A 13,740-nucleotide genomic window follows, 5' to 3' on the forward strand; every position below is an offset into this window, starting at 1 on the left:
TTTTCAAGTTTCATTTCAAAGCAGCGGCAATTTTCTTGATGCCGAAAAATACCGGAACCATCACCAAACCGCCTGCAATTCCCAGAAGTGCCTGTTTCAGCATCGATGGGAAATTGGGCAATAGTTCATGTATAAACGCTATATTATGGTCGAAAATTCCGCCTGCCACCAAAATCAGGGCAATCGTTCCAATGATTCCCAACGCTTTGATCACCATTGGCAAAGCCTTTATCAAAAGTTTACCAAGCGATGCGATAATCCCCCTGTTTTTTGATTTCCGAATCAGTCCATAACCGGCATCATCCATTCTTACAATCATCGCCACGATTCCGTAAACACCCACTGTTGCAATCACCGCAACAATAGAAACGGTGATGATTTGAATCCCTAAACTTTTATTTAAAACGGAACCTAAGGCAATGATTACAATTTCAATCGATAGAATAAAATCGGTCATGATTGCGGATTTTATTTTTGATTTTTCTTCGTCTTCGTCTGCTGTTCCTGATTTTTCAATTTTTGGGAGGTCTTTTGGTGTGGATTCTTCATCCTTTTTTTTATGGAAAAAGTATTCGATGATTTTTTCTGTGCCTTCATACGCAAGGTAAAGTCCACCAAAAACCAAAATCACTTTGATCGCTGGTGGATAAAGCCATTGAAGCAAAAAAGCGATCGGTAGAATAATCAATTTGTTGATAAAGGAACCTTTCATAATCGCCATCAAAACGGGAATTTCCCGGGAAGATAAAAAACCGGTAGCTTTCTCTGCATTTACGGCAAGATCGTCGCCCAAAATTCCCGCCGTTTGTTTGGTCGCCACTTTGGAAGTAACGGCGATATCGTCCATCAACGCTGCAATATCATCAAGTACAGCAAAAAATCCTGAAGCCATAATTTGTTTTTATCTGGGCAAAAATAATTATTTGGAATGACAAAATCTTTCTATTTTGTTGAAAAGGATTTCCTAGACTCATTAAAAAATCTTAATTTCGCACAACCGAATTTTAAGAAAAATGAAAGCGCAGAAATCATTTTCGAAAAAAGAGATATTCCAAAATTTTGGAAACGGAATCTGCGCCACCAAAAAATAATTGTGAGCCGACGTCTTTAAGATGGTCGGCTTTTTTATTTAAAAGTCTGAAGTATCTGAAACCTGAAACCTTAAGCAAAATGAACACCTACAAATCCGCCGGAGTTGACAAAGAAGAAGGCTATAAAACCGTAGAAAAAATTAAAACTGCCGTTGCAGAAACCCACAATAAAAATGTACTGAACAACCTTGGAAGTTTTGGTGCATTTTATGAAATCGGAGGGTACAAGAATCCGGTTTTGGTTTCCGGAACAGATGGGGTGGGAACCAAACTGAAAGTCGCGTTAGATTCAAAAAAATATGATTCTATCGGGATTGACTGCTTTGCCATGTGTGCGAACGATATCGTTTGTCATGGTGCAAAACCGTTGTTTTTCCTGGATTATTTGGCTTGTGGAAAACTGGATTCAGAGATTGCCGCAGAAGTCGTGATGGGAATGGTGAAAGCCTGCAAAGACAACGAGTGTGCGCTCATCGGTGGTGAAACTGCAGAAATGCCGGGAATGTATAATCCCGGAGATTATGATGTTGCGGGATTTTGCGTGGGAATCGTGGAAAAAGAGCAAATCATTGACGGTTCCAAAATCAGGAAAGGAGACAAAATCATCGCATTGCCGAGTTCCGGTTTTCACAGCAACGGATTTTCTTTGGTAAGGAAAATTTTTCCGGATTTCAATGAAGAATTTGAAGGAAAACCAATCCACGAAACACTTTTGATCCCAACAAAACTCTATTATCAAGACATCAAAAAATTGATGAGCAATATAGAAATCCATGGAATTGCCCACATCACTGGAGGCGGACTGATTGAAAATGTTCCCAGGATTATTCCAAACGGACTTTGTGCCAAAATCGAGGAATCAAAAATAAAAGTTCCATCGATCATGCTCGAACTGGAAAAACGTGGAAATATTGATCGGATGGAAATGCATGGAACCTTCAATATGGGAGTAGGAATGGTTGTAATTGTAGCTGCTGAAAACTCCCAAAAAGCTTTAGAATCAGTGGATGGAGCTTACGAAATTGGAGAAATCGTGCAGGATTCAGAGAAGATCATCTTAATGTAACCATCTATTAAATCTGCCAATAATCCCTAAATTGAAAAACCTGTTTTTGTCCTCATCAACACATTTTCATGCAAAGGATCAATTGGTAAATAACAAATGAAAAATATCGTCATCTTAGTCAGCGGTTCGGGAACCAATCTTCAGCGTATCATAGACTGCATCGCGAGTGGAGAAATTCCGGATGCGAAAATTTCATTGGTTGTCGCTGATCGTGAATGTTTCGGTTTGCAGCGAGCGGTGCATGCCGGAATTCCCTACCATTTAATCAGTAGAGGAAAAGCTTTTTCAGAAAATTTAGAAAAAATTATTCCGGAAAACACCGATTTGATCGTACTTGCAGGATTTCTTTCAATTTTGGATAAAGAATTCTGTGAAAATTTTAATGGAAAAATCATCAATATTCATCCTGCGCTTTTACCGAAATTTGGCGGTAAAGGAATGTGGGGAATGAATGTCCACAAAGCTGTTTTGGAAGCCGGAGAAAAAGAAAGTGGAGCAACGGTTCATTTCGTGACTTCGGGAATTGACGAGGGTGAAATTATTTTGCAGGGAAAAACCGAAATCTCGGACAACGAAACCCCCGAATCTTTAGCGGAAAAAGTCCATCAAATCGAATACGATATTTTCCCGAAAGCAATTAATATGGTTTTACACCACTCTCAGAGTGCAAAATGAATAACCGTAATTGGAATTTAAGCAAGCTTAAAATGGCGAATGAATGGATTCGCCGAGTCCGGTGCGATGAACCCTGAATGGAATTTGGGGGGAAATGAAAGTAATCAAAAAGTAAAAATAAAATGTCAAAGAAAAGAGCATTAATCAGTGTTTCCGATAAATCGGGACTCGTGGAATTTGCAAAATTTTTAGAACAGAACAATTACGAACTTATTTCCACGGGCGGAACTTTCAAACATTTGAAAGACGCGGGATTAACCCCAGTCCAAATCGATGAAGTCACCGGTTTTCCGGAAATGTTAGATGGAAGAGTGAAAACCCTTCACCCAAAAGTTCACGGGGGTTTATTGGCGGTCCGAGACAATGACCAACACATGAAAACCGTTCAGGAACACGGAATCGGTTTAATCGATATGGTCATCGTAAATCTTTATCCGTTTTTTGAAAATGCAAATTCCGGCATTTCTTTGGACGAAAAAGTGGAATTTATAGATATTGGCGGACCATCAATGTTGCGTTCGGGAGCGAAGAATTTCAAATCGGTTACCGTGGTCACGAATGTGGAAGATTACGAAAAAATTATGCAGGAAATTGCTGAAACCGGAAATACCACTTTAGAAACAAGAAAACAACTCGCCGGAAAAGTCTTTAACCTCACTTCAGCTTATGACGCGGCAATTTCTAAAATGTTGCTGGATGAGGATTATCCCCAATATTTAAACGCTTCCTACAAAAAAGTATCGGATTTGAGATATGGTGAAAATCCACATCAAACCGCGGCTTACTATGTTTCCACTACTGAAAGTGGTGCCATGAAAGATTTTGAAATTTTGGGCGGGAAAGAACTTTCTTTCAATAATCTGCGGGATATGGATCTGTGCTGGAAAGTGGTGAATGAGTTCAAAAACGAATTGGCTTGCTGTGCAGTGAAACATTCCACACCGTGCGGAGTTGCAATCGGGAACTCACCTTTGGAAACCTATCAGAAAACTTTCGATTGTGATCCGGTTTCAATTTTTGGTGGAATTGTCGGCATGAATTTTAAGGTGGACGCTGCAACCGCGGAAGAACTTCACAAAACTTTCCTGGAAATCGTGATGGCAACCGATTTCGATGATAATGCGCTGGAAATTTTGCGTCAAAAGAAAAACCTTAGAATCATCAAAATCAAAAATCCGGTTTCCGACCCGCAAACTTGGGTGAAAATCGATGGTGGAATTTTGGTTCAGGACAATGACCATGGCTTCTCAAATGACATCAAAGTGGTGACCGAAATCCAACCAACCGAAGAAAAAAAGAAAGCACTTTTGTTTGCGCAAAGAGTCGTGAAATACGTGAAATCTAATGCAATCGTAGTTTCCAACGGAATTCAGGCATTGGGAATCGGTGGCGGACAGGTCAACAGAATTTGGGCAACACAACACGCAGTAGAAAGGGCAAAAGAGAAATTCAAGGGCGATTTGGTTCTGGCTTCAGATGCATTTTTTCCTTTCCGGGATGTTGTTGATTTTTGTGCGAAAGAAGGCATAAAAGCCATCATTCAACCAGGAGGAAGCGTGAAAGACCAGGACTCGATCGATGCGGCAAATGAGCACCAAATTCCAATGATGTTCACCGGAATGAGACACTTTTTGCATTAAATTGCTGCGGCAGTGGAATGAAATGCAGCGCTGCATTTGGTACGATAGCGGTCATTCAATGATTTCCTTTGCTGATACGGGAAATTTCTTCCCTAGGAGTTTCAAAGGCGAAATAGCAAAATTAAATTTTTGTCCGGATCCGATGACCATTGCCAAAAAAAGATTGTCCCGATTTCAAACCGAAGAATCAGGCCCAATTTAAAAGCCGGCGCGGTCACTCCAACCGGCAGAAATCACGGAACACTGGAAATAATTTTGTTGATGATGATTCAAAAAATACATTTTGGCAAAAATGAAAATAAAATGGACTCATTCCATGAATGGCACGGAAACAATCGAAGTCGCTGCACCAAAAACCGTTTGCACTTTCTAGTTCAAAACATTAAATTTGTATAAATAATAAAATAAACTTTTATGAGAGTTTTAATTGTAGGAAATGGTGGAAGGGAATCTGCACTTGCTGTAAAGCTGAAAGAAGACGGCAGAATTTCGAAACTTTATTTTGCGAAAGGAAACGCAACCACAGATAAATTGGGGCAAAATGTTTATGAAGATGATGTAGTGGAGTTGCGGAAATTCGCCCTAAAAGAAAGAATTGACTTAACCATCGTGGGTCCGGAAGCACCATTGGTTGACGGAATCGTGGACGAATTCCACAGACACGGCCTTACCATATTTGGGGCAAAAAAACGTGCGGCAGAACTGGAGGGAAGCAAAGCCTTCTCCAAGAAATTCATGCAGATGCACCACATTAAAACCGGGAAAGCTGTTATTTTTGACGCTTACCAAGATGCCATCGACTATGTGAGGACTCAGCAATTCCCTTTGGTCATCAAAGCGAGCGGACTTGCCGGCGGAAAGGGAGTGGTGATCGCCAATAATTTGGGAGAGGCAGAATCCACCATACACAGTTTCATGATCGGTCGCCTTTATGGTGATGCAGGAATCCAGGTGGTTGTGGAAGAATATCTAGACGGTTTTGAAGCATCAATCATCGCTTTCTCAAACGGTAAAAAACTTTTTCCATGCATTCCCGTAAAGGATTACAAAAAAGTTGGAACCGGGGACAAAGGTCCAAATACCGGTGGAATGGGAAGTGTGGCGCCAAGTCCGGAATTTACCGAAGTGCATTATAAAGACTTTGAAGAAAATATATTAAACCCAACTTTGGCGGGACTTCATGCATCAAACATCCATTTCAAAGGATTTATCTTTTTTGGACTCATGGTGACACAAAATGGGGTTTACCTTTTGGAATACAACATGCGGCTCGGCGATCCCGAAACTCAGGTCATTTTGCCACTCATGGAAAACAAACTGCTCGATGTGATCAATGATTGCCTAGATGGAAAGGACGTGGAACTGAAATTCAGCGGCAAAAAAGCGGTCTGTCTCGTGATGGCTTCCGGCGGTTATCCCGGAAATATCGAAACCGGATTCGAGATCAGAAATGTGGAAAAAGCGCACAGTCAGGTGCTTTTCTCAGGAGCCAGAAATGTAGGTGACAAAGTCATCACTTCCGGAGGTAGGGTTTTGAGCCTCGTTGCAACCGCTGATTCCTATGAAGAAGCAAGAAATGCGGTCTATGCAGATGCCAAAACCATCAACTTCGATTATGAATATTACAGAGAAGATATCGGCAAATTCTAAATAAATTGGGAGATTCGTCTCCCATTTTTTATCGTTTTTTTGGAGCTGTTTCCCGCTTTCCACTGTATCTTTTTTGGTGAAATCGGTGCCTTCGCGAAACTCAGTCACCGCTTCCACCAAAAAAGGATGCCGTTCCAATCGGGGCTAGTTACGATTCCGCTTCCAAAAAAAGTACCCGCAAGTTCCAATGGAGCCAGCCGACAAAATGAATCTTGAAACCTGAAATCTACCTGTCGGCAGACAGGCCTGAAACTTGAAACCCCAAAACATCAAACCTTAAACTTTAAAAAAACCTCATGAACAACGGTATCATCATCCTAGACTTTGGTTCACAATATAATCAGCTCATTGCCAGAAGAATCCGCGACTTGGGAGTTTACTCCGAAGTTCTGCCATTCCATACCCCATTAAAAGAAATCCTGGACAAAAATCCTTTGGGAATCATTCTTTCCGGCGGACCAAGTTCAGTGAATGCAGAAAACGCTCATCTGGTCGAACAGGAACTCTTTGAGCAAAACATCCCGATTCTGGGGATTTGCTATGGAATGCAGCTCACCACGCATCTTCTGGGCGGAAAAGTGAAAAAGGGCGAAAAAGGCGAGTACGGAAAAGCAAAATTCCAGATCGAAAAAACCAATGAACTGCTTTTGGGAATCAGCAGATTCTCCACCGTTTGGATGAGTCATTTTGATGAGGTAGAAAAGGTCCCGGAAGGCTTCACCGTGAATGGAAATACAGATGTCATCTCCGCAATCTCTGATGAATCCAGAAAAATTTACTGTGTCCAGTTTCACCCAGAAGTTTCACATACCGAGGAAGGTGCCAAAATGCTGGAAAACTTCGTGTTCAAAATATGCAATGCCGAAGTCAATTGGCGTCTGACCAACTATATTGACCAAACCGTGGAAGAAATCCGTGAAAAAGTCGGCGACCAAAAAGTCATTCTCGGACTTTCCGGAGGAGTGGATTCCTCTGTTGCAGCGGTTTTAATCCATAAAGCAATCGGTGACCAACTCACCTGCATCTTCGTAGATACCGGGCTTTTGCGAAAAGATGAGGCCCGAAAAGTGATGGAAAATTACGGCGAACATTTCCACCTGAATATCAAACTGATTGATGCTTCCGAAAGATTCCTGAACAGGTTAAAAGGAACATCTGACCCGGAAGAAAAACGAAAAATCATCGGAAACGAGTTCGTTGCGGTTTTCGATGAGGAATCCCATAAAATTGAAGGCGCAAAATTTCTCGCACAGGGAACCATTTATCCCGACGTTATCGAATCCCAATCGGTGAAAGGACCTTCTGCGGTCATCAAATCCCACCACAATGTGGGTGGACTTCCGGAAGAAATGGATTTCCAACTCCTGGAACCATTACGTGAACTCTTCAAAGACGAAGTGAGAAAAGTAGGAGAGGAGTTGGGTATTCCACATCATTTGGTGTACCGTCATCCGTTTCCGGGTCCCGGTTTGGGAATCAGAATTTTGGGCGAAGTTTCTGAAGAAAAAGTGAAAATCCTTCAGGAAGCCGACGATATTTTCATCCAGGAACTGTACAAAAACAATCTTTACGAAAAGGTTTCGCAGGCATTTGTGGTTCTGCTTCCTGTAAAATCTGTCGGAGTAATGGGCGATGAACGGACTTATGAATACACCGCAGTAGTGCGTTCTGCAAACACCGTCGATTTTATGACAGCAGAGTTCAGCAAACTTCCGTGGGATTTCCTGGAAAAGGTTTCCAACCGAATCATCAATGAAGTGCGCGGAATCAATCGTGTTGCTTATGACATTTCCAGCAAACCGCCTGCTACGATTGAGTGGGAGTGATTTTTCAGTGGTTTAGGGAATGACGACAAAAGAATGAAGAGCGAATAAGTCAAATTTGTTCCCTTAGTAATGGAAGAGATCGGATAAATTTTGAAATAAATCCTTTTCCAAAACTACTTGTGATCAGTTTTTAACCCAGCCTTTGCAAATATTTCTTGAATGTCTTTTTCGATTGGGAACGGTTTTAAAGGTGGAACATTTGCACCACCTGGATTTCCTGTGGGAATTTTTCCTACAAAAGATTTTACACCACCAAAAATAAGTCTTGGAATTTGCCCAATAATTTCTTTGGTGTTTTCATTTACCTTCTGGTTTCCAAATCTTTTAACCAAAGTAAAAGAAACGCCGTACATTTGCAAAATGGAAAAAACCACTTTTGCCGATTTCGGGTTGTCTGAGAGAATTCTGGATGTGCTCGCTGATTCCAACCTTTTTGAACCCACACCGATTCAGGAGAAAGCCTTTAAGCCGATTCTTTCGGGAAGAGATGTGATGGGAATTGCACAAACCGGAACCGGGAAAACTTTGGCGTACCTTCTTCCGGTCCTGAAAAACTGGAAGTACAGCAAAAGTGGAAATCCGACTGTTTTGATTTTGGTTCCGACAAGAGAATTGGTCGTTCAGGTTGCAGAAATTCTGGAAAATTTAACGCAAAACCTGACGGCGCGTGTCATTGGAATATATGGAGGAAAAAACATTAATACCCAAAAATTACTGTTCAACGATGGTTGCGATATTTTGGTCGGAACTCCGGGAAGAGTGATGGATTTGGCCATTGACAACGCGGTTTCGCTGAAGGAAGTTCAAAGACTCATCATTGACGAGTTTGATGAAATGCTGAATTTGGGATTTCGTCCGCAACTGACTCACATTTTCGAAATGATGCGCGAAAAAAGACAAAACATCCTTTTCTCAGCCACGATGACAGAAGCGGTAGATGCGATGTTGGACGAATATTTCGCAAATCCAGTCGAGATTTCTTTGGCAAAATCAGGAACACCGCTGGAAAAAATTGAACAAATCGGTTACAAGGTTGAAAACTTTAACACCAAAATCAATCTTCTTGAAAATCTTTTGAAAACAGATCCGGATTTTTCCAAAGTACTGATTTTCTGCAACAATAAAAAACACGCCGATTATCTTTTCACGAAAATCGATGAACTTTTCCCGGAAGAATTTGACGTGATCCATTCTAATAAATCCCAAAATTACCGTTTGAACGCAATGCGGAAATTTGAACTTGAGGAAATCCGGGGTTTGATCACGACCGATATTATGGCCAGAGGACTCGATATTTCGAATATCACCCACGTCATCAATTTTGAAATCCCGGAAGTGCCGGAACAATATATCCACAGAATCGGAAGAACCGGAAGAGCCGATAAAGATGGAATTGCCATTTCTTTGATCACCAAAAAAGAGGAACCCCAACTTTTGGAAATTGAGGTTTTGATGGATAAAGAACTTTCGATGAAGGATTTTCCTTCTGAAGTGAAAATCAATCCGGTCAAAATTGCCTCCGAAAAAGAGGAAGTGCAGATGAAAAATGCGCACACTGTGAAGCTGGAAGAAGGTGGCGGCGCTTTCCACGAGAAAAAGGAAAAAAATCAGAAGGAAAACTGGGGCGGTCCACACAAAAGAAAACCGCCGAAAAAAGTGGGTGCCAATCGTGCCCAACAAAAGGCGAAGTCAAAGGCAAAGCGGAAAAAATAGTCTTAACTGGAGAGTGAATTTACTGTTCTTTTGGAGGTATGTTTTCCAAATTTCCGTCATTTTGGTCCGTTGAAACCTTATGTTTTGGCAGATAATTCAAAAGATTTTGGTCATTGTGCTCTTCACGTTTCGGAGATCGGTAAACGGATTTATTTTTTCGGGCCAGCTTTTTTTCTTCACTGGCGGTCAAACTGGTAATTTCGCCCACCGTCAAAATTCTAACTCCTTTAGAACGTTTGGATTTCGATTTACGGACGTCAAAATCTTTCAATTCATAATAAATCTGGTTTCCGGTAGTGGTTTCTGTTGTCACCAGTTGATACTCATTTGAACTGTTCTTGGACAATTCATAGTAAAGTGTTCTGGGAATGAGCGGTAATTGAAATAAGTATGCGTAATCTTCCTGAAACCAGTCGAATTGGTTGTCGGGAGTCAAGATTGCGACTTCTTCCACCATGTTGAATACTGCGGTTGAATCTTGATCTGTATTGGCTCTAATGAAATCACGTAAATCTGATTGCATTTCGGTGGGAGCAAAATAAACCACATTCACCACATCACTTTCGGCTGCGTCAAAATATTCATAGAAAACCCCGTCATATTTTATTTTTTGAACTTCCCAGGATTTGCCAGACATTTTGTTTTTTTGCGAAAAAAATTGGACAGCAAGGAGTAAGCTGAAAATCAGGTAGATTTTTTTCATCAATTGTGTTTTTACAAAATTAAGAAAAAAAAATGTTTTAAAATGCTGTAATGTAATAATTTATAGGGTTTAAAGAGGTGGGTTTCTAAATCTTTTGCTGCGGGACAAGTAACTTTGTATTTTCAAATCGGAGTAGAATGCAACATTTTATTACGAAAAATTAGGCATCGTAAAAGAGTGGCTGAACTTGTCCGGTTCAGCCTGCAATAGGGAATTCCAAACTTTTTAGAGCGGGTAAATCGAAAAAATTATGGTTTGATCGGCTCGATCTTATTTTCGATCAGGATTTCGTTGAATTTATCCAGTTTGTTCTGTTCCTTCATTTTTCGGTAAATATAGATGATGATGGTTTCCGCATCTGCTCTGTATGGAGATTTCAAGGTGGTGTAGGCGTTAAATGCCTTGCACATATAACCCAGGCTTTTTTCGTATTCTTGCAGATGTTGATAGTAAATCTGCCCAATTCCGTAGTAAACTTCGGGATCACCCGGATAGTATTTCTCAAAATTTTCAAATGCGGCGATTGCTTTTTGAAATTCTTTACTGTAACTGTAGGCAATCGGAAGGTTTTGCAACGGCATTTTTCCCGAAGGATTAATGGCGAGTGATTTTTGATAAGCCTCGATTGATTTGTCATAAAGTTTTAGCCTTCTATAGGTGAGTCCCAAATTATCCCATGCATAAGCAAATCCCGGATCTTCCTTTACCGCCTTTTCAAATTTTTTCCGTGCATTTTCCCAGTTTTCTTTTCGGTTTTCAGCCAAACCATCATTGTATGCTGTGCTTGCCGCTTTATTTTTGGGAACGTAGGCTTCTGCTTCACGTTCCACAGTGGAAATTGCACTTTTCACCGATTCACAATGGTCTAAAAGATAGTTCTGGATTTCATAAAAATATTTTTTATAGTCTTCGGATTCTTTGTTGCTATTGACTTCAATATTAACATTTTTGGCTTCCGTTGGATTTTCTGCCACCATTGCCATTTTGGCTCCCAGTTGATAAATGAGGACCTGTTTGTCTATGCATTGGCTGATTTCTTCGTTGATCTCAAACTTTTCTTTGTGGACTATATTGATGGAATCAGTGCATTTGCAGGCATCTTTCGAAACATTCTGGAGCAGTTCTTTTTTCGTGGGGAGTGCTTTGGTTTTTTGGGAGTGCAGGAAAATTCCGCAAAAAAGATAAAAGATTAGTAAGTTTTTTTTCATGGCGAATTTATTTGTGGGGTCTTTTTGCTTTTAGAAAATGAAAGTTAAAGAAATAAGTTCAAATAATCGTGAATATCAATTCTAAAATCCTGATATAAACAGATAATCAGCTATTTATTTTTTTATCTAAGACGAATGTGAAAGTAATTTATTAATCAGATCTATTAAAAAGGGTGATTTCACTATGCGTTAAATAAAAAAGTTGCTGTAATTTTATCGCACAAAACACACATTATGAAAAAAATCTTTCTTTTGGGAAGTGCATTCTTTGCATTTCTAGTAATCCGCGCGCAAGTAGGTATCAATACGCAAACTCCTACTACTACATTTCAAATCGAAGGTAAGTCACCTGCAACACAAGTCGAGGGAGCAATTGTGCCACGATACACAGGGGACCAAGTCTATGCAATGCCAATTTACCCGGGAGCTCCTAACCAGGTAACTACGGTCTCACAAGACAATGAAGCAAATCTGGTTTATGTGACCAGTGCCGCATCTGCAGCCAATAATATCAAAGGTGAGCGGGGAGAATTTCTGACCACTTCAGGCTTCTTTTTTTGGGATCCTAACAGTGGGAATGTTGATGCAACCAGTCCCACCGGTAAAAAAGGTCAGTGGAGAAGACTTTTTGTTGCTTCCCGAACTGCATCCGGAAATGATGGGGTGGTGAAAGTGAATTCAGGAGTGGGAGGGGCTAAACCGACCCTGAGTTTGGGTCCAGCCGGAAATACTTACGGTCCTCGGCAGCAAATACTTTATACCACTCCGCTGGTTTTTGCCGATTTCCCCACAACAAGTTGGCCCGAGAATACGATTCCATATCCTGGCGTTACCGCAAATATCTATACGGGGACCACAGCGGGAACACAACGCTGGAGAGAAAACCCGATTGAAGGGCAGGTGCATATTTGGAGGTTATTGGTCACGATTACTGCAGGTAACAATAGTAACGGCTCTGTGAAAGCGACGTTTTTGAACCCGGATTCTGGCTTTGAAATCAATTCCATTGCATTAATTCCGTCGGGAACTTCAGGATTGGCTAAGCCACTTACTTTCTACTTCTACACCATTGCGGATCCACAAAGTATTCCAGTTGGAAAAGGTTATCAGCTTTTCTTGGAGAGTGACATTTCTTCAACAATAGTAGTGGACTCATTCACCAGGATATCTTTGTTTAAAGACTAAATTCGAAAATCAGCTTTTGAATTTTGCAGATGCAGAACGCAATGCAAACCACGACAGATTCTAAAAATACCAAATGATGAAAAGGGCAGCTCAATTTTGAGCTGTTCTTTTTTTGAACTTTAAATTGGCAAAAATTAAAAATAAATTCTATCATGGGTGTGATTTTTACCAAAAATAGCATCTACCTATTTTTTCAATATTTTGCTGGGATTTTCGTTATTCACCCGAACGAAATAGATTCCCGCTGGGAAAGATTGCAGGCTGATTTCGATCGAATTTTTGTCTTTGACAAATGTATGGTAGAATGATTTTCCTGTTGAATCCGTAATACTTATTGACGCGTTCTTTTGAAGGTTTTCGATTTTTAAGATATCTGAAACTGGATTGGGATAGATAAAGATTTTACTTTTAATGGATTCGCTTGAAGCCAGAATGTGGGTAAGAAAGTAGATTTGGTTGCCATTTTCCACGTCGGTTAGAACAAGATGCACATTATAAGGTGGACTTGTTGTGATCTCGTAGTTAAAGGTTCGCGGAAGTTGGGGCAGAAGAAAAATATTGGCAAAATTGGATTCAAACAGATCGAAATTGGGATCAGGAGATTGCATCAAGGTACCCCCAAAGCTGCTGATGGTAATTTGAGTATCGGTCAGTGATGAGATGTTTCCTTGAAAACTATTGAAAAGATAAGTTTCCATTGTTTTGGAAGAAAAGGTAGTTTCATTATTGTAGGCAGAAGGATCCGGAATCGTCGGGGTGAAATATTGGTAAAAATTTCCCTGATATTTAATTTTTTGAATCGCCCAAATTCCGGGAATCTCACCAAATAAATTGCTTCCTACCAAAAACAGGAAACAGATTAATGCTTTTTTCATGGTTATTGTGTTTTCTATATTGGATAAAGTTAAGAAGAAATATGGCTCAAAAATTCATTTCTTCCATAAAAAAAGCACCGCAATAAATGCGGTGCCTAATTTGTTAGT

General features: G+C 40.4%; 12 protein-coding genes. 7 read left to right on the forward strand and 5 right to left on the reverse strand.

Annotated elements, in window-relative coordinates; all coding sequences use genetic code 11:
• Nucleotides 1–10 precede the first annotated feature (10 nt).
• Entirely contained in the window at nt 11–892 is an 882-nt protein-coding gene (locus tag ACM44_RS08330) for a DUF808 family protein (protein ID WP_048499576.1), read from the reverse strand.
• 278 nt (nt 893–1,170) lie between these two features.
• Here ACM44_RS08330 and purM point away from each other — a divergent pair, with 278 nt between their 5' ends.
• The 5 genes from purM to guaA all read left to right on the forward strand — a co-directional run bounded on the left by purM (nt 1,171) and on the right by guaA (nt 7,948).
• Nucleotides 1,171–2,157, forward strand: coding sequence for a phosphoribosylformylglycinamidine cyclo-ligase (gene purM / locus ACM44_RS08340; protein WP_048499578.1), 987 nt, complete (start codon nt 1,171–1,173; stop codon nt 2,155–2,157).
• Between the two features lie 96 nt (nt 2,158–2,253).
• Entirely contained in the window at nt 2,254–2,832 is a 579-nt protein-coding gene (gene purN / locus ACM44_RS08345; protein WP_048499579.1) for a phosphoribosylglycinamide formyltransferase, read from the forward strand.
• 122 nt (nt 2,833–2,954) lie between these two features.
• On the forward strand, nt 2,955–4,472 hold the full coding sequence (gene purH / locus ACM44_RS08350; RefSeq protein WP_048499580.1) for a bifunctional phosphoribosylaminoimidazolecarboxamide formyltransferase/IMP cyclohydrolase: 1,518 nt from the start codon (nt 2,955–2,957) through the stop codon (nt 4,470–4,472).
• Nucleotides 4,473–4,886: 414 nt separating this feature from the next.
• Entirely contained in the window at nt 4,887–6,122 is a 1,236-nt protein-coding gene (gene purD, locus ACM44_RS08360) for a phosphoribosylamine--glycine ligase (RefSeq protein ID WP_048499582.1), read from the forward strand.
• Between the two features lie 296 nt (nt 6,123–6,418).
• Entirely contained in the window at nt 6,419–7,948 is a 1,530-nt protein-coding gene (gene guaA / locus ACM44_RS08365; RefSeq protein WP_048499583.1) for a glutamine-hydrolyzing GMP synthase, read from the forward strand.
• 113 nt (nt 7,949–8,061) lie between these two features.
• Here guaA and ACM44_RS08370 read toward each other — a convergent pair whose 3' ends face one another.
• The gene (locus tag ACM44_RS08370) at nt 8,062–8,280 is read right to left on the reverse strand and encodes a DUF3703 domain-containing protein (RefSeq protein WP_241477161.1); all 219 of its coding nucleotides are present in this window, start codon (nt 8,278–8,280) and stop codon (nt 8,062–8,064) included.
• A 28-nt stretch (nt 8,281–8,308) separates the two neighbouring features.
• Between ACM44_RS08370 and ACM44_RS08375 the strand changes: the two genes are divergently transcribed.
• A complete protein-coding gene (locus ACM44_RS08375) occupies nt 8,309–9,661 on the forward strand; it encodes a DEAD/DEAH box helicase (RefSeq protein ID WP_048499584.1) in 1,353 nt (450 codons plus the stop codon).
• 19 nt (nt 9,662–9,680) lie between these two features.
• Here ACM44_RS08375 and ACM44_RS08380 read toward each other — a convergent pair whose 3' ends face one another.
• Both ACM44_RS08380 and ACM44_RS08385 read right to left on the reverse strand, forming a co-directional pair.
• Nucleotides 9,681–10,364: a hypothetical protein gene (locus ACM44_RS08380; protein ID WP_048499585.1), complete on the reverse strand. Its 684-nt coding sequence runs from the start codon at nt 10,362–10,364 to the stop codon at nt 9,681–9,683.
• Nucleotides 10,365–10,612: 248 nt separating this feature from the next.
• Nucleotides 10,613–11,572 (reverse strand): tetratricopeptide repeat protein, encoded by a 960-nt coding sequence (locus tag ACM44_RS08385; protein ID WP_048499586.1) that lies wholly within the window; start codon nt 11,570–11,572, stop codon nt 10,613–10,615.
• Between the two features lie 234 nt (nt 11,573–11,806).
• Between ACM44_RS08385 and ACM44_RS08390 the strand changes: the two genes are divergently transcribed.
• On the forward strand, nt 11,807–12,757 hold the full coding sequence (locus ACM44_RS08390; protein WP_048499587.1) for a hypothetical protein: 951 nt from the start codon (nt 11,807–11,809) through the stop codon (nt 12,755–12,757).
• Between the two features lie 185 nt (nt 12,758–12,942).
• Here the strand turns inward: ACM44_RS08390 and ACM44_RS08395 are convergent, their stop codons facing one another.
• Nucleotides 12,943–13,632: a T9SS type A sorting domain-containing protein gene (locus tag ACM44_RS08395; protein ID WP_048499588.1), complete on the reverse strand. Its 690-nt coding sequence runs from the start codon at nt 13,630–13,632 to the stop codon at nt 12,943–12,945.
• Between the last annotated feature and the right edge of the window lie 108 nt (nt 13,633–13,740).

The organism is Chryseobacterium koreense CCUG 49689, assembly GCF_001045435.1.
GTDB lineage: Bacteria > Bacteroidota > Bacteroidia > Flavobacteriales > Weeksellaceae > Kaistella > Kaistella koreensis.